This is a genomic window from Streptomyces inhibens (assembly GCF_022221585.1).
Taxonomy (GTDB): domain Bacteria; phylum Actinomycetota; class Actinomycetes; order Streptomycetales; family Streptomycetaceae; genus Streptomyces; species Streptomyces inhibens.
On sequence record NZ_CP084681.1, the window covers coordinates 6,631,247 to 6,647,118 of the forward strand.

At 72.2% G+C, this 15,872-nt stretch carries 14 protein-coding genes; 7 read left to right on the top strand and 7 right to left on the bottom strand.

The features are described 5' to 3' along the window. Positions 1 to 64: 64 nt before the first annotated feature. From KI385_RS30145 to KI385_RS30155, 3 genes are all read right to left on the bottom strand, one after another. Positions 65 to 1,189, bottom strand: coding sequence for a sensor histidine kinase (locus tag KI385_RS30145; RefSeq protein ID WP_238575263.1), 1,125 nt, complete (start codon positions 1,187 to 1,189; stop codon positions 65 to 67). Then, the gene (locus KI385_RS30150) at positions 1,186 to 1,926 is read right to left on the bottom strand and encodes a response regulator transcription factor (protein ID WP_238575264.1); all 741 of its coding nucleotides are present in this window, start codon (positions 1,924 to 1,926) and stop codon (positions 1,186 to 1,188) included. The genes KI385_RS30145 and KI385_RS30150 overlap by 4 nt, the downstream gene beginning before the upstream one ends. Positions 1,927 to 2,000: 74 nt before the next feature. Continuing rightward, entirely contained in the window at positions 2,001 to 2,753 is a 753-nt protein-coding gene (locus tag KI385_RS30155) for a spermidine synthase family protein (RefSeq protein ID WP_238575265.1), read from the bottom strand. Between the two features lie 270 nt (positions 2,754 to 3,023). Between KI385_RS30155 and KI385_RS30160 the strand changes: the two genes are divergently transcribed. Then, positions 3,024 to 3,857 carry a rhomboid-like protein gene (locus KI385_RS30160; RefSeq protein ID WP_425357106.1) on the top strand — a complete coding sequence of 278 codons (834 nt, stop codon included), beginning with the start codon at positions 3,024 to 3,026 and terminating at the stop codon, positions 3,855 to 3,857. Positions 3,858 to 3,880: 23 nt separating this feature from the next. Here KI385_RS30160 and KI385_RS30165 read toward each other — a convergent pair whose 3' ends face one another. Both KI385_RS30165 and KI385_RS30170 read right to left on the bottom strand, forming a co-directional pair. Beyond that, a complete protein-coding gene (locus tag KI385_RS30165) occupies positions 3,881 to 4,423 on the bottom strand; it encodes a hypothetical protein (protein ID WP_238575267.1) in 543 nt (180 codons plus the stop codon). Positions 4,424 to 4,520: 97 nt separating this feature from the next. Then, on the bottom strand, positions 4,521 to 5,024 hold the full coding sequence (locus KI385_RS30170; RefSeq protein WP_238575268.1) for a YfbM family protein: 504 nt from the start codon (positions 5,022 to 5,024) through the stop codon (positions 4,521 to 4,523). A 176-nt stretch (positions 5,025 to 5,200) separates the two neighbouring features. Here KI385_RS30170 and KI385_RS30175 point away from each other — a divergent pair, with 176 nt between their 5' ends. Continuing rightward, on the top strand, positions 5,201 to 6,052 hold the full coding sequence (locus tag KI385_RS30175; RefSeq protein ID WP_425356976.1) for a pentapeptide repeat-containing protein: 852 nt from the start codon (positions 5,201 to 5,203) through the stop codon (positions 6,050 to 6,052). Between the two features lie 169 nt (positions 6,053 to 6,221). Then, positions 6,222 to 8,639, top strand: a complete 2,418-nt coding sequence (gene lon, locus KI385_RS30180) for an endopeptidase La (RefSeq protein ID WP_238575269.1) — start codon at positions 6,222 to 6,224, stop codon at positions 8,637 to 8,639. Between the two features lie 55 nt (positions 8,640 to 8,694). On the opposite strand, the gene KI385_RS30185 is transcribed toward lon, so the two are convergent. Beyond that, positions 8,695 to 9,555 carry a lysozyme gene (locus tag KI385_RS30185; protein ID WP_238575270.1) on the bottom strand — a complete coding sequence of 287 codons (861 nt, stop codon included), beginning with the start codon at positions 9,553 to 9,555 and terminating at the stop codon, positions 8,695 to 8,697. 269 nt (positions 9,556 to 9,824) lie between these two features. Between KI385_RS30185 and KI385_RS30190 the strand changes: the two genes are divergently transcribed. Next, on the top strand, positions 9,825 to 10,328 hold the full coding sequence (locus KI385_RS30190; RefSeq protein WP_238575271.1) for a MarR family winged helix-turn-helix transcriptional regulator: 504 nt from the start codon (positions 9,825 to 9,827) through the stop codon (positions 10,326 to 10,328). A gap of 31 nt (positions 10,329 to 10,359) precedes the next feature. Here the strand turns inward: KI385_RS30190 and KI385_RS30195 are convergent, their stop codons facing one another. After that, a complete protein-coding gene (locus KI385_RS30195; protein ID WP_238575272.1) occupies positions 10,360 to 11,205 on the bottom strand; it encodes a protein phosphatase 2C domain-containing protein in 846 nt (281 codons plus the stop codon). 621 nt (positions 11,206 to 11,826) lie between these two features. Here KI385_RS30195 and KI385_RS30200 point away from each other — a divergent pair. Genes KI385_RS30200 through KI385_RS30210 form a run of 3 tightly spaced genes read left to right on the top strand, consistent with a single transcriptional unit; the run spans position 11,827 to position 15,865 of the window. After that, positions 11,827 to 14,979: a sensor histidine kinase gene (locus KI385_RS30200; RefSeq protein WP_238575274.1), complete on the top strand. Its 3,153-nt coding sequence runs from the start codon at positions 11,827 to 11,829 to the stop codon at positions 14,977 to 14,979. Continuing rightward, positions 14,976 to 15,470: a roadblock/LC7 domain-containing protein gene (locus KI385_RS30205; RefSeq protein WP_238575276.1), complete on the top strand. Its 495-nt coding sequence runs from the start codon at positions 14,976 to 14,978 to the stop codon at positions 15,468 to 15,470. Before KI385_RS30200 ends, KI385_RS30205 begins: the two co-directional genes overlap by 4 nt. After that, complete coding sequence (locus KI385_RS30210; protein ID WP_238575278.1) at positions 15,467 to 15,865, top strand: DUF742 domain-containing protein; 399 nt, start codon at positions 15,467 to 15,469, stop codon at positions 15,863 to 15,865. The genes KI385_RS30205 and KI385_RS30210 overlap by 4 nt, the downstream gene beginning before the upstream one ends. The last annotated feature ends 7 nt before the right edge of the window (positions 15,866 to 15,872 follow it).

Consider the following 15,872-nt stretch of genomic DNA (forward strand, 5'->3'; position numbering starts at 1 on the left):
AGCTCTCACCGCCGTCGCACCCACGGGATGAGTGCTCCTACCACCGACCCTACGTCAGCGGCCGTCAGCTTCGAGCCGACTCCAGCCCCGGAAGAGTGACCCGGATCCGGCAACCCCGAGGTGATTCGGCCACTCCGATGCGCCCGCCGTGCAGATCCACCGCCCAGCGCGCGATCGCCAGGCCCAGGCCCGTGCCGCCGTCGCTGCCGGGACCCGAGGGCGACGGCCCGCCGCGGTTGAACCGCTCGAAGACCCGGTGGCGCTCCGACGCGGGGATGCCGGGCCCCTCGTCCTGCACGTCCAGCTCCAGGCTCTCCGGTCCCTCGCCGCGCCGTGCGTGCACCGTGACCCGGCCGTGCCGGGGGCTGTGCTTGATCGCGTTGTCGATGAGATTCGCCACGACCTGGTGCAGCCGCTCGGCGTCGGCGTGCGCGGTCAGCTCCGGTGGCGAGACATCGAGGTGGAGATGGACGTCCGTACGGGTGTGGGTGCCGGAGCCGGCCAGTCCGGACAGCGTGGAGGCGCCGCGGCTCATATTGGCCTCCTTCAGCACCCCCGACAGATACGGCCAGACCTCGAAGCGCCGGGCGTGCAGCGGCACCACTCCGTTGTCCAGCCGGGACAGGTCCAGGAGGTGCTCGACCAGCCGGCCCAGCCGCTCGGTCTGCTTCAGCGCCGTACGCATCGTCTCCGGATCGGGCTCGCAGACGCCGTCGACGACGTTCTCCAGGACGGCGCGCAGCGCGGCGATGGGGGTGCGCAGCTCGTGCGAGACATTGGCGACCAGCTCCTTGCGGTGGGTGTCCACCGCCTCCAGGTCGGCCGCCATCCGGTTGAAGGCCTCCGCCAGGTCGCCGAACTCGTCGCGGCGCTCCGAGCGCACCCGGCGGCTGTAGTCACCGTGTGCCATCGAGCGGGTGACATCCGTCATCTCGCCCAGCGGGGCGGTCAGGCTGTTCGCCACGAACTGGGTGATCAGCAGCGAGGCGATGATCGAGAAGATCGTGATCACCCGCAGCTCGGTCGCCGAGTGCATCGCGACGAACACCAGCAGTGTGGTGATGATCACCGAGACGCTGACCAGCGCGCCGAGCGCGGCCTTGACGGAGCGGTACGGGTCCAGCGGCCGTAGCCCGTCCCAGACCCGCTGCCACAGCGCGCTCATCTGCGTCCGCCACCGCCGCGTCATGCGGGCGGGGTCTCCAGGGCGTAGCCGACGCCGTGGACCGTACGGATGCGCTCGGCGCCGATCTTGCGGCGCAGCGCCTTGATGTGGCTGTCGACCGTGCGCGTCCCGGAGGCGTCCGCCCAGTCCCACACCTCGGCCAGCAGCTGCTCACGGGAGAGCACCGCGCGCGGGGTGTTCGCCAGGCAGACCAGCAGATCGAACTCGGTGGGCGTCAGATGCACATCGGTGCCGCGCACCCGGACCCGGCGCTGGGCGTGGTCGATCTCCAGCTCGCCCAGCCGCAGGATGCCGCTGCGCGGGGTGTGCGCGGCCAGCGCGGCGCGCTCGACCCGGCGCAGCAGCACATGCACCCGGGCGGCCAGCTCCCGCATGGAGAACGGCTTGGTCATGTAGTCGTCGGCGCCGACGCCGAGGCCGACCAGCATGTCGGTCTCGTCGTCGCGGGCGGTGAGCATCATCACCGGGACCGGCCGCTGTGCCTGGACCCGGCGGCAGACCTCCAGGCCGTCGAAGCCCGGCAGCATCACATCGAGGACCAGCAGATCGGGCTGCCAGGCCTCGGCGGTGTCCACCGCGGCCGGGCCGTCGGTCGCCGTCTGCACCTGGAAGCCCTCGGCGCGCAGCCGGGCCGCGATGGCATCGACGATCGTCGGGTCGTCCTCCACGACCAGTACCCGGCGCTGGGCGCCCGGCGTGGCAGCGGCGGCGCCGCCCTGCGTTGTCTGAGTCTGGTCCATCGCCCGCCCCTGCATGTCCCCTGCGTGGTCGCGTACTGCTGGGCAGCAGCGTACGGGCATGGTGTGACTGTCGGCTACGCACCCTTCCGCGCCAGGTGGACCACGTCCGGGACGCCTCGGACAACGGTGATCTCTTCCGTCCGTACCCCGCTGAACCCGGCATTTCGTAGGGCCTGTTCGAATTTTGGAGAGGGCTGCGCGGACCAGACGGCGAGCACTCCGCCGGGTGTCAGCCGGTCACGGCAGGCGGCGAGCCCGGTGGGGGAGTAGAGGCTGTCGTTGCCCTCGGTGACGGTCCAGTCGGGGCCGTTGTCGATGTCCAGACACAGCGCGTCGTAGGTGTCCTGACCCGCCCCGTCGCAGAGGTGGGCGACCAGGTCGGTGTGCAGGATCTCGGTGCGCGGATCGGTCAGCGCCGCCGCGGAGACGGCCGACAGTGGGCCCGTACGGTGCCAGTCGATGACCGCCTCCTCACGCTCGACGACGGCGATCCGGCCCCAGCGCGGCTGCTCGGCCGCCCTGGCCAGGGAGAAGCCGACGCCGAGGCCGCCGATCAGCACGGCGGGTCGCGCACGGCCGGCCGGCAGCTCGGCGAGCGCGGCGTCGATCAGCAGCCGCTCGGAGCGGCCGTCGGAGGTGTCCATCAGGAAGCAGCCGTTGGCGATGATCTCGTAGACCACGGGCGCCGCGGGGCCTTCGGGTCCGGGCTCCGGGGCCCCGCCCCGCTGCCGCAGCACCACCTCGCCGTACGGGCCCTCGCGGCGGTCGATCGTGCGTGGGGCGGGCGACGGGCCGGTCGTTGCCTGCGGCGGAGTCACGGGAACCATGGCGTCCATGGTGGCCAATACGGGCCGCGGCGGTCCAACACCTTGGGGGAGGCGCGCGCCGTCGGCCGTGCTGACGTGACGTATCGAAGGACGGTTGCCCGGTGTGATGGATATCACTCACACAGGTTCTTCATGGGTTGAGCGTGCAGGCTGGTGCGCGACGTAGTGCAGGGCAGAGCGACCACGGCCGGGCGATCGGGCGTGGCTCACCGGATGCGCGATGGACGGAAGGGGCCTCGGACCGTGAGCTGGCTGGGAACCGCCGGGAGAATGCAGGCCGATCGTGCGCCGGCCGGGACCACGGGACCGGTCACCCGGCCGGGTGACCGGCCGGTGCTGCTCGCGGGAATCCCCCGGCAGCGCGCGGGCCAGGAGGCCGGTGCCGCCGCGGAGGACGTGGCGCCGGACGCCGGCCGGCCGGGTGCGCGAGGGCGGCTGCTGCGGCTGCTGCCCACCCCCGTCGGCACCCCCTTCACCTTCGGCTACGCCGTCCTCCTCGCGGCCACCTCACTCTTCGCCCAGTACGCCGACCCGGCGCTGGTCTCCCAGCTGCTGCAGGGCTCCAGCACCGACGTCGTCCATCTCGCGCAGGCCCCGCTGCTGGTGCTGGTCGCCAGCGCCCTGTGGATCGCCGGCGGGATGACCTCCGCCTACGCGGTCGCCTTCCTCTTCGTGCTGACCGCCCTGGAGCGGCGGATGGGCGGGCTGCGCACCGCCGCCGTCTTCTTCGGTGGGCATGTGCTGGCCACCCTCGCCACCGAAATGCCCGTCGCCTTCTCGGTCGCCGCCGGACAGCTGCCCGAGAGCTCCCTGCACCGCCTCGACTACGGCATCAGCTTCGGCGTGATGACCTGCACCGGAGCCCTCGCCGGGCTGCTGCCCGCCTGGTCGCGGCTGCCGCTGCTGACCGGCGTCGGCTATCTGGCCCTCACCGATCTGCTCGTCTACGCCGACCCGTTGAGCGACTGGGGCCATCTGCTCTCGCTCACTCTGGGGGTGGCGAGCTGGCCGCTGCTGCGCTGCTGGCGCGAGCGCCGCGCCGGGCCCGCGCCGCTCCTCGGTGATCTGGGCCATCCGGCGTTGCGGGGCGTGCGGACGTACTGAGTTCCGGGGTGGGGCCGCGGGGCCTACGGCAGGACGGTCCTGCGGTACGTGTGGGCGATGGCGTACCCGCAGCCGCCCAGCAGCGCCACGCCGGACAGCACACCGCTGACGAACGGCACCCACGCCACGGCGGAGGTCGCCGCCATACCGAGCCCGATCGCGCCGAGCGCGGTCAGCGCCGCGCCGGGCACGGCGATGCTGCGCCGCTTCCAGACCGCCATCAGCGCCACGAAGTGCAGCCCGACGATCAGCGCGATCCAGGCCACCGCGGTCTCCTCGGGGGCTCCCGCCGCGCGCAGCGCCAGATTGCCGCCGATCAGCAGCACCGCCTCGGCCCCGACGACAAAGCCGAACTTCCCGCGGAACCAGTCCGCTCGGGGAGCCTCGGCGTCGTCCGGCGCGGACCGCCCGCGCCGGCCCGCCAGCAGCGCGAGCGCCAGCAGCCCGGCGAAGGTGAGCACCGCGACCACCCGGAGCGCGATACCGACCGCGGGATTCAGCGGATCGTGTGCATTGGCGACCACGAAGATCGTCCCGAAGAGTGCACCGATGAATACACCGGACATCCGCTGCAACATGCGGTGAAGGTAGCAGCCCTGACGAGGTGTGAGGAGCAGCGGCGGGGGACGGCCCCGCCCCGGTCCGCCGGCTGGGCCCGCGTCTCTAGCCGAGCCATATGAGCATGGCGTCCCCCTTGTCCGCGGCCGCGCGGAAGAACGGCCGCAGGAGGTCGTAGTACCCGCTCACATAGTCCAGCGGCTCGCCCCGCTCCCACACGATCGCCGGATACACCTCGGCCCTGGCGAGGTCCTCCGGCCCGACACCGGCCGTCAGGCCGGCGCCGGACATCTCCGCCAGCGCCCCGGCGGCGGTTCGCACCTGCCCGGGTGTGAGGTAACGGGGTGGGCCGTAGCCCCAGTCCTCCGCGTCGGGGACGGCCTGCTCGCCATGGACGATGTCCACCGGGAAGGCCGCGCGGCGCAGCAGGAAACCGAGGGCGTCCCAGGCCTTGTCGACGTCCAGGCAGCGCGCCCGCGCCGGCTCGGGGCGCTGCGCGGACTCGGCTTCCATCCGCCCGATGACCAGCTTCAGCGCCCACTCGGGATCGCCGAGGGCGCGGTCGAGTTCGGCAGGTGTGACACGTGCGTACTCTCCGATCATGCTCATGGTCCCGAGGCTAGGGGCGACCACCGACAACGCCGGGCGGCGGACGGCGCGGTGCCCGGCCGCGGCGATCGAAACCGGCCGGGCGGGGCCCGCTTCTCCTCCTGGGAGAATGGTGGCTTCCTTCCGGGCGCGGCCCTGAGCCACGCCCGCCGGCCGGCCGCAGGAGTACACGCACCTTGTCCCCAGACCGCGCGCGATCGACAGACCGCGAACAATCAATTCCGGACATCGTCGATCTCGGCCTGCAGTCCGACTGCGGCAGCTGCTTCGGACTGTGCTGTGTCGCGCTGCCGTTCGCCGCCTCGGCGGACTTCGCGATCGACAAGGACGCCGGCCGGCCCTGCCCGAATCTGCAGACGGACTTCCGCTGCGGCATCCACACCGAACTGCGGCCGCGCGGCTTCTCCGGCTGCACCGTCTTCGACTGCTTCGGCGCCGGACAGAAGGTCTCCCAGGTCACCTTCGGCGGCCAGGACTGGCGGCAGGCGCCGGGCACCGCCCGGCAGATGTTCGACGTCTTCCCCGTCATGCGGCAGCTGCACGAACTCCTCTGGTACCTGGCCGAGGCGCTGACCCTGCGGCCCGCCCGCCCGGTGCACGCCGATCTGCGCGCCGCGCTGGAGAAGACCGAAGGTCTCACCCGCGGCAGCGCCCAGGAGCTCGCGGAGCTGGAGGTGGCGGCCCACCGGGGCGAGGTCAACGCGCTGCTGCTGCGCACCAGTGAGCTCGTACGGGCCAAGGTCCCGGGCCGTAAGAAGGAGCGGCGGGGCGCCGACCTCATGGGCGCCCGGCTCAAGGGGGCGAACCTCCAGGGCGCCAACCTCCGCGGGGCGTATCTCATAGCGGCCGACCTCCAGGGCGCGGACCTGCGCACGGCGGACCTGATCGGAGCGGATCTGCGGGATGCCGATCTGCGCGGCGCCGACCTGACCGGCGCCATCTTCCTCACCCAGGCCCAGCTCAACGCGGCCAGGGGCGACGCCGCCACCAAGTTGCCGGCGGCGCTGAACCGGCCGGCCCACTGGTAGTGAAGGGTCGCCTGCCCGGCCCAGCTGTCGGCCACGGCCGTGGCGGTGGGCCGGGCGGCGCGGCCGGCAGCCGCCCCTGATCGCTCACAGCGAACGCGCGAGAGGGAACATCCCCTGCCCCGGCTGCATTGAGTGGGTAAAGCTCAACTTGCTTGCCGAAGGGGAGATCATGGCTTCGACGTCCACATCGCTCACTCTGCCCGTGCTGCCCCTCGATGACGAGGTCGTCCTCCCGGGCATGGTGGTGCCGCTGGACCTGTCCGACGCGGATGTCCGCGCCGCGGTGGAGGCCGCGCAGGCCGCCGCCTCATCGGGTAACAAGCCGCGGGTGCTGCTTGTGCCCCGGGTCGACGGCACCTACGCGGGGATCGGCACGCTCGGGCGGATCGAGCAGGTCGGACGGCTGTCCGACGGCGATCCCGGAGCCCTGATCCGAGGCTTGGGCCGGGTGCGGATCGGTTCCGGTACGACCGGGCCCGGTGCCGCGCTCTGGGTGGAGGGGACGACCGTCGAGGAGACGGTCCCCGAACCGCTGCCCGGCTCGGTCGCCGAACTCGTCACGGAGTACAAGGCGCTGGCCACCAGCTGGCTGCGCAAGCGCGGCGCCTGGCAGGTCGTCGACCGCGTCCAGCAGATCGAGGATGTGCCCACCCTCGCCGACAACTCCGGCTACTCGCCGTTCCTGACCACCGAACAGAAGGTCCAGCTGCTGGAGACCGTCGACCCGGTCGCACGGCTGAAGTTCGCCACCGAGGCGCTGCGCCACCACCTCGCCGAGCAGGATGTCGCCGAGTCCATCGCCAAGGACGTCCAGGAGGGCGTCGACAAGCAGCAGCGGGAGTTCATGCTGCGGCGGCAGCTGGAGGCGGTCCGTAAGGAACTCGCCGGGCTCAATGGCGATCCGGAGGACGAGAGCGACGACTACCGCGCCCGTGTGGAGGCCGCCGACCTGCCCGAGGACGTCCGCAAGGCCGCCCTCAAGGAGGTCGACAAGCTGGAGCGGTCCAGCGACCAGAGCCCCGACGCCTCCTGGATCCGCACCTGGCTGGACACCGTCCTCGAACTGCCGTGGAACGAACGAACTGATGACAGCGCTTCCGCCTACGACATCGCCGGCGCCAAGGAGGTCCTGGACGCGGACCACTCGGGCCTGGAGGACGTCAAGGAGCGGATCACCGAATACCTGGCCGTCCGCAAGCGGCGGGCGGAGCGCGGCCTCGGCCTCGTGGGAGGCCGTCGCGGAGGGGCTGTGCTGGCGCTCGTCGGGCCGCCCGGTGTCGGCAAGACCTCGCTCGGCGAGTCCGTCGCGCGGGCCATGGGCCGTAAGTTCGTCCGGGTCGCGCTCGGCGGCGTCCGGGACGAGGCGGAGATCCGCGGTCACCGCCGTACGTATGTCGGCGCGCTGCCCGGCCGGATCGTACGGGCTATCAAGGAAGCCGGGTCGATGAACCCGGTGGTGCTGCTCGACGAGATCGACAAGGTGGGATCCGACTTCCGGGGCGACCCGGCCGCCGCCCTCCTGGAGGTCCTGGACCCCGCGCAGAACCACACCTTCCGCGACCACTACCTGGAGGTCGAACTCGACCTCAGCGATGTGGTCTTCCTGGCCACCGCCAACGTCCTCGAAGCCATCCCCGAGCCGCTGCTCGACCGCATGGAGCTGGTCCGGCTGGACGGTTACACCGAGGACGAGAAGGTCGTCATCGCCCGGGACCACCTGCTGCCGCGTCAGCTGGAGCGGGCCGGTCTGGAGCCCGGAGAGGTGACGCTGGAGGACGACGCGCTGCGCAAGCTGGCGGGCGAGTACACCCGTGAAGCGGGCGTACGGAACCTGGAGCGGGCGATCGCCAGGCTGCTGCGCAAGGTGGCCGCCCAGCACGAACTCGGCGAGCGGAAGCTGCCGTTCACGGTGGGGGCGGACGAGCTGCGCCCGCTGATCGGGCGGCCGCACCACACCCCCGAGTCGGCACAGGACCCGGCCGAGCGGCGCACCGCGGTGCCCGGCGTGGTCACCGGTCTCGCGGTCACCGGCGCCGGCGGCGATGTGCTCTATGTGGAGGCGTCGCTGGCGGATCCGGAGACCGGCGCGTCCGGGCTCCAGCTGACCGGCCAGCTCGGCGATGTCATGAAGGAGTCCGCGCACATCGCGCTGTCGTTCCTGCGCTCGCACGGCGCGGAGCTGGAGCTTCCGGTCGCCGACCTGAAGGAGCGCGGAGTGCATCTGCACGTACCGGCGGGCGCCGTCCCCAAGGACGGGCCGAGTGCGGGCGTGACGATGACGACGGCCCTGGCCTCACTGCTGTCGGGTCGGCAGGTCCGGCCGGATGTGGCGATGACCGGTGAGGTCTCGCTGACCGGGCGGGTGCTGCCGATCGGCGGCGTCAAGCAGAAGCTGCTCGCGGCGCACCGCGCGGGGATCACCACCGTCATCATCCCCAAGCGCAATGAGCCGGATCTCGACGATGTACCGGCCGAGATCCTCGAAGACCTCGAGGTCCACCCGGTCGCGGATGTCCGCCAGGTCCTGGAGCTGGCGCTGACACCGGCGTCGAACGGCGCCGCGCCCGAGGTCCCGGTCGCGGCCTGACCATGGCGGCCGGCCCGCCCCTCGTACCAGGGGCGGGCCGGCCGCCACTGCGCCGTCAGCCGTTGGCGAGCGCCTGGAGCCGGTCCAGCGCGCCGTTGAAGCGGTTGTGGTCACCGACCGTCGGGCCGGTCGAGGTGTACTGCCAGATGGTGTGGAAGCCCCAGCCGGCCGGGAGTTCGCCGACCGAGGAGCCGTAGCGGGGGACCCACAGCGGGTTGATGGCGCCGAAGGCCGCGGAGTTGCCGGTGCACTGCTTCCACCAGCTGGTGGAGGTGTAGATGACGGCGTCCCGTCCGGTACGCGCCTTATAGGTGGCGAACCAGTCCTTCATCCAGTTGACCAGTCCGGCCGCGCTCAGCCCGTAACAGGTCGCCCCGTAGGGGTTGTACTCCATGTCCAGCGCGCCGGGCAGCGTCTTGCCGTCCCTGGACCAGCCGCCGCCGTGGTCGACGAAGTAGTTGGCCTGGGCGGCGCCGCTGGAGGTGTTGGGCGTGGCGAAGTGGTACGAGCCGCGGATCATGCCGACGTTGTACGAGCCGTTGTACTGCTGCGCGAAGGACGGATTGGTGTAGCTCGTGGACTCCGTCGCTTTGACATAGGCGAAGCGGACTCCGCTGTTCCAGAGCGTTGACCAGGCGACATTGCCGTTGTGGCTGCTGACGTCCACGCCCTCGACGGACGCCGCGAGCGAGGAGGCCGGCGGTGCGATGCCGGCCGCCGTGCCCTCGTGCTTGGCGATCTGGGAACCGGCCCAGTCCTGTCCGGGGTGGCTGGGTTCCGGTGCGCGCTGCGTGGCCGCCGCACCGGCGGTGCCGGGCAGGCCGATCAGGAGGGAGACGATCGCGAGAAGGGTCCCGGCCACGGTCGCGAGCGAGCGTGCGGGGCGATGGGGGGAGCCGGATCTGAGCACGGACATACGTGCCTCCGAAGATCTCGGTGGGTTTGACCTGAGGGGGGATGATCTGACGGCATGGCGCCGGCGTGCTGACACGGAGGTGCGCGGTGCATGACGCGCGGTGGAACGTTTGCCGTTTGGTGTGGCCATGCCAGAAATCACGATACGCGCGTAGACCGGCGTGACAAAAGAGGGTCCCTGGGCTGCCGTTGGTCTAATCCTGCGAAATACTGGCCGAGCTGCGGCTTCGGCCGCCGATGGCGGAAACTTTCAGATGAGGGAAAGCGGGAATGGGCGCTGACGTGCACAACACCGGAGCCGACGGTACGGCGGCGGACGGCGAGCCGATTGGTGTGGACCACGTATTTCTCGCCCTGGAACGTGAATTGGCGGTATTTCTCCGCCGGGCCCGAGCCTCTTCCGGCGAATTGGCGCGAGAGGTACATCCCGACCTGGAGCCCGCCGCGTACGGCCTCCTCGTCCGGCTGGCCGACGCCGGCGCCCAGCGCGCCACCGACCTCGCCGGCTTCTTCGGCGTCGGCAAGGCCACGATGAGCCGCCAGCTGCACGCCCTGGAGCGGCTCGGCCTGGTCGCCCGCGAACCGGATCCGGCCGACGGCCGCGCGGTCCTGGTCCGCATCACCGACGAGGGCCGCGACCGCTTCACCCGCGTCCGCACCGGCCGCCGCGCCCAGTACGCCCGCCGCCTCGCTTCCTGGGACCGCGCCGAGGTCGCCGAACTGGCCCGTCTCCTGCACCAGCTGAACGCGGAGCAGGAGGCGGACGAGGCGTAGCGCGCGGCCTGCGACCGCCCGCCGCCGTTGCTCACGGCATCACAAAAATCACCGCCGCGTCATCCCGCGCCTTGCCGCGCGGATGGGCCGCGCCCTCCGGGTCCGCCGCCTCCGCCGCACGTACGTGGTCGATGAGCGACTGCGGGCCCTGCCGGGAAACCAGTGCCACGCAGTCCGCCCAGGAGCCCTCCTGGAAGACCTCGACCCAGCGGCTCGCGCCGTCGCTGAGGGCGGTCAGTGAGCGGATCTCCGCGCGCGGTGTGCTGCCGGTGACCGCGCGGGCGGCCACCGCGGGATCGGCGGCCGCGGTGAAGAAACCCCCCTCGGCATTGCGCAGCGCCTCGACCGCGCGGCCGTACTCCCGGCCCGCGGCGGCCCGTTCCGCCGAGCCGCGGGGCAGCGCCCGTACGGCGGCGCGCCGCTCGCGGAGCGCGGGCGGCAGTTCGTCCAGCCGGGGGTCGAGCACCGGGTGCACCGAGCCGTCCGTCCGCTCCAACAGGAGGACCGAATCGGACAGCACGAGATGCTCGACGGTGTCCCCGGACCACCGTACGGCGACCACAGTTGCCTGCGGAGTACGGACGTGAGAAAGGTCACACGAGGCCCGGTGAATATCGGCCGTCCGGGAGATGGCCGCGGCGAGCGCCTCAGTGAGCGTCATATCCCGGTGTGAAACCGACAGTTGGAGCATTGCGCCACCGAGGCGCGCGGTGAACCACGGCACCGTATGGACGCAGCCGTAGTCCTCCGGGGGTGGCGTCACGCCGTCCAGCAGGACCAGGACTCCGCCCTGGCCGGAGGCCGGCAGGGCTACTGACGCGTAGTCCTCGTTTGGGCGTTGGGGGTCGCCCGGCTCGGTGGCGAGTTCGATGCGCATGCCCGTCAGTCTGCCGAAGACCGCGGTTCTACCCCGGTGGCCGGGTACGCGCAGCGGCGTTGGCGTGCGGCCAGGTACGCGGCTTACCGAAGGTAAGGACCGCAGGGCCGGCGGTGTGCGGGCGCGCATCCTGCCAGGACCGGGACGCATCTCCAAACCCGTCCGGGGGTTGCCCGGGGTTGCGGCCGAAAACGTTGCCGCACGGAAGTTGATGGTCAAACTCCGATTGATGTTCACTCGTTCAGGTGGCCGGGCATGTGTTGCCGAGCCACTGCGCGGCGCCGGTGGAATGGTCGTTGCCCGAATCATGGGGTGGGGCCAGGACGTTCGTCGCGACGCGCAGAGCCGGGCTGTTCCCCTCGCGGAAGTGTGCGCTGCTGCGGTCCTCGCACAGATCCGCACCCGCGAGCGGAGAGCGAGCCGGGTCCGCGACGCCATATGGCGTGGGCAGGCGAGACAGGAATGCGAGCAGCGGTGCGGAAGATGCGGCTTCGGGGCGGCGCAGGGAAGCCGGGTTCACCGGCCGGTTCGGTCTCGGGACCGGGCACGGGCTCGGGTCCTGGAAAGGGGCCGGGTTCGGCCGACGGCGGTGAGGACCGCGAGGGACGGCGTCCCGCACGGGTGCGCAACCGGCTCGTCGGGGCGGTGGCCGTCGTGGCCGCCGCCGTTCTGGGAGCCGGTGCCCCCGGTCTCGCCGGCACGGCCGACAACGCCAACAACAGTCAGCAACTGGTCGATCTCGCCGAGCTGAACGCCCGCGCCATTGCGCTTGCGCACTCCCTCGCGGACGAGCGCGACGGAATGACGGCGTATGTCGCCGCCGGCCGCGGCAGCCGTACGGGCGCGGGGGCCGACAACACCACGGTCAACGGCACCGGGACGAACGGCACCGGGACGAACGGCACCGGAATCAACGGCACCGGGACGAACGCCGCCGGGACGAACGGTACCGGTGCAAACACCACCGGGACCAACACCACCGGGACCAACACCACCGGGACCAACACCACCGGGACCAATGCGACAGCGGCCAACGGCGTGGGCACCGACGCCGCCGGGGTCTCCGGGCCCCAGCGCGCCCGCGTGGACCGGCAGATCGGCGAGCTGCGCTCCGAGGCCCAGGACGCCTCGGGCGACACCGCCGTGTACGCGGCCGCCGCCAAGCTTCTGGCCGCGCTGCCGCAGACCCGCCAACAGGCGCTGACCGGGCCCGGTTCGGCCGAGCAGATCTACCAGGCCTACACCCAGGTCATCCAGGCGCTCGGCGCGATCAGCGACGACATCGCCCGCGGACTGCCCGCCCGCGCGGACTCCGCAGAGGCCGACACCCAGGCGCTGCCCGCCCTCGGCCGCGCCACCGACCAGGCGGCGGGCGCCCGCGCCCTGTTGCTCGCCGGCCTCAACGCCGGCGGCAGCCAGCCCCGGCTGACCGCCGCCGCCCAGGTGGCGCACCTGCGCGAACAGGGCGCGCTGGGCGACTTCGAGCAGTCCGCGAGCCAGGGGGCCCGCGACCGCTACGACCGCACCGTCAACGGCGCCGACGTCAACACCGCCGAGCGCTATCTGACCCGGCTGACCGACCAGCCCCGCCTGGACGCCGCCGATCTGCGGCTCAGCCGCCAGCGGGTGGAGACCGCCCTGACCGCCCGTATCGGGCTGATGCGGGGCGTCGAATCCGCCATGGCCACCGCCGACATCCAGCGGCTCGGCGCGCTGCGTGACGACGATGTGACGGAGCTGGAGATCCGCATCGGGCTGGAGGCGCTCTGCCTGCTGCTGGCCGTCGGCGCCGGCATCTGGGCCGCCCGCTCCCTGACCCAGCCGCTGGCGGCGCTGCGGATCGGCGCCAGGCGGGTGGCCGCCGACCCTGCGCACGAGGAGCCCATCACCTACAAGGGCCGCAACGACGAATTCGCCGCCGCCGTACGGTCGGTCAACGCGCTGCACGCCCAGGTCGGCGAGCTGGCGCGGCGCACCGCGGAGCTGGAGGGCGAGCGCAAGCGGCTGGTCGGCGGCCGGCAGCGGCTGGTCGCCGAGCGCGAGGTTCTCCAGGAGCAGGGCGAGACGCTCAAGGAGGAGATCGCCGATCTCACCGAGCGGCTGGCGGCCGTGCACGCCGGCGTGCACGGCCGGTTCGTCAACCTCTCGCTGCGCACCCTCGGCCTCGTGGAGCGCCAGCTCGGCGTCATCGAGTCGCTGGAGGAGAGCGAGCAGGACCCGGAGCGGCTGGAAACCCTCTTCAAGCTGGACCACTTCGCCGCGCGGATGCGCCGCAACAGCGAGAACCTCCTCGTGCTCGCCGGCGCGGAACAGCACGGCACCAGCCACCCGGGACCCGTACCGCTGCTGGACGTGCTGCGCGCCGCGATCAGTGAGATCGAGCGCTACGAGCGGGTGCGTATCCAGTCGCTGCCGCCGCACTCCCAGGTCGCCGGCTTCGCCGCGGACGACCTCAGCCACCTGGTCGCCGAACTCCTGGAGAACGCCACCGCGTTCTCGCCGCCGGACGCCCATGTCGAGCTGTCCGGCTGGCTGCTGGAGAGCGGCGAGGTCATGCTCTCGGTCCAGGACGAGGGCATAGGGATGACCGCGGAGCGGATGGCCGAGCTCAACGAGCGGCTGACGGACGTCGAGGCCGCCTCGATCTCCGAGACCGTCGACGAGGCGCTGGGCCTCGGCCTGTACGTCGTGGTGCGGCTGGCCGCCCGGCACGGCATCCGGGTCCAGCTGCGGGACGCGAAGCAGGGCGGCGTCACCGCCGTCATCGTCCTGCCCGGCTCGATCCTGCCCACCCGCCCCGCTCCGGCGTCCGCGCCCTCGTCGGCGACCCCGGACGTCACGCACACCCTGCCCGGCTCGGTCGCCGAGGCGAACTCCAACGCGCTGCAGACGCGGGTGACGAGGGTGGAGCCGGTGGCGGTGGGCGGCAGTGCGGCCGCCGCCCCGGTCCCGGCCCAGGAGACCGGTCAGGATCCCGCCGAGGACACCGGCCAGGACACCGCCCAGGACGACTCCCGGACCGCCGAGCAGCCCGCCGGGCACGACGGCGCGCCGGGCCCCGGCCACGACGACACCGCCGACGCGGAGCCCGCGCCCGCCCCGGCCTCCGGCCCCGACCCGTTCGTCGCCGCCGCGGAGCGCGCGATCGACGCGGCCGGGCTCGGCGGCACCGCCGAACCGGCACCGGCGCCCGCCGCCGAGCAGCCCACGGGCCCCACCACGCACGCCGCGGGCGAACCGGGCCCGTACGGCCCGCAGTCGTCCGGCCCGTACGCCGCCACCACCAGCGGCAGCGGCGAACACACACGGCCCGAGGACGACGCGGCCCCGGCCGTGGACCGGGCGGCACAGCCGGCGTCCGACCCGTACGCCATCGGCCCGGACCAGCACACGCGCCCGGGGACGGAATCGACGTCCACGGACGCGGCACCCACGGAGGCGGACCCGGCACCCGCCGACGCCTCCCCGGCCGACCCACAGACCGCCGACGCCCCGCCCGCGGGGAAGCGGCGGACGGCCACGGGGCTGCCCAAGCGCACGCCCAAGGTCGTGGCGCAGCATCAGGCGCCCGCCGCCCCGCGCAAGAGCGGTGCGGCCAACGCCGAGGCGCTGCGGCGACGGCTCGGCGGATTTCAGGCGGGGGCGCGAGACGGCCGACGGGAGGTCGAGGCCGAAATCGCTGAACGTACAGCGGAGCAGACCATCCCACAGACGGACACCGACGGAGCGGGGGCCCCGGGAGAGAGCCACGTTGTCGAGGAGGCACGCGATTGAAGGCGCAAGCGCCCACTGCTTACGGACAAGGACTGAGCAGCCAGGCACGCAATCTGCACTGGTTGCTGACCAACCTGGTGGACGAGGTACCAGGTATCCGCTCGGTTGCGGTGGTCTCCTCCGACGGCCTGCTGCTGCTGAACTCCGATCCGGACCGTACCGAAGAGGCGGCACGGCCGGAGGGGAGTGACGGGCCCAGGGGATCCAGTGCGGACCTGGCCACCATCGTGTCCGGGCTCGGCAGCCTCACCGCCGGCGCCGCCAAGCTCATGGACGGCGGGGCGGTCAAGCAGACGATGATCACGATGGACGAGGGCAGCGTGTTCGTCATGTCGATCAGCGACGGCTCGCTGCTCGGTGTGCACGCCACCCCGGACTGCGACATGAGTGTCATCGCCTATCACATGGCGCTGTTCGTCGGCCGGGCCGGCCATGTCCTCACCCCCGAACTCCGCAGCGAATTGCGCAAGTCGATGGAGAGCGCCCAGTGAGTAATCCCAAACTCCCCATACGCGGCGGGGACCGCAAACCCTCGCGGGTACGGCCGTACTCGCTCACCGGCGGGCGGACGCGCTTCGGCCATGTGCTGCTCGTCGAGACCTTCGTGGCCGCGCTGGAGGCGCCCGAGGAGCGACGCGAGCTGACGTCCGGCGGCTGGGGCGACCGGGTGATGCCGGAGATGCGCGCGATCGTCGAGCTGTGCCGCCGGATGCGCTCGGTGGCGGAGATCTCCGCCCTCCTCAAGATGCCGCTGGGCGTGGTCCGCGTACTGCTCAGTGACCTCGCCGACCAGGGAAAGATTCGCGTCTACGGCACCGGGCACGGCTCCGGCCGGCCCGACCGCGCGCTGCTCGAAAGGGTGCTGAGTGGACTTCACAGGCTCTGACTCGATA

What these genes read in the sequence shown, in the direction of transcription:
- KI385_RS30160 (WP_425357106.1), top strand. Translation starts at nt 3,024, where the DNA reads ATGCAGGCCGATCGTGCGCCGGCCGGGACCACGGGACCGGTCACCCGG.
- KI385_RS30185 (WP_238575270.1), bottom strand. Translation starts at nt 9,555, where the DNA reads ATGTCCGTGCTCAGATCCGGCTCCCCCCATCGCCCCGCACGCTCGCTC.
- KI385_RS30170 (WP_238575268.1), bottom strand. Translation starts at nt 5,024, where the DNA reads ATGAGCATGATCGGAGAGTACGCACGTGTCACACCTGCCGAACTCGAC.
- KI385_RS30195 (WP_238575272.1), bottom strand. Translation starts at nt 11,205, where the DNA reads ATGCGCATCGAACTCGCCACCGAGCCGGGCGACCCCCAACGCCCAAAC.
- KI385_RS30150 (WP_238575264.1), bottom strand. Translation starts at nt 1,926, where the DNA reads ATGGACCAGACTCAGACAACGCAGGGCGGCGCCGCCGCTGCCACGCCG.
- KI385_RS30190 (WP_238575271.1), top strand. Translation starts at nt 9,825, where the DNA reads ATGGGCGCTGACGTGCACAACACCGGAGCCGACGGTACGGCGGCGGAC.
- lon (WP_238575269.1), top strand. Translation starts at nt 6,222, where the DNA reads ATGGCTTCGACGTCCACATCGCTCACTCTGCCCGTGCTGCCCCTCGAT.
- KI385_RS30145 (WP_238575263.1), bottom strand. Translation starts at nt 1,189, where the DNA reads ATGACGCGGCGGTGGCGGACGCAGATGAGCGCGCTGTGGCAGCGGGTC.
- KI385_RS30165 (WP_238575267.1), bottom strand. Translation starts at nt 4,423, where the DNA reads ATGTCCGGTGTATTCATCGGTGCACTCTTCGGGACGATCTTCGTGGTC.
- KI385_RS30155 (WP_238575265.1), bottom strand. Translation starts at nt 2,753, where the DNA reads ATGGTTCCCGTGACTCCGCCGCAGGCAACGACCGGCCCGTCGCCCGCC.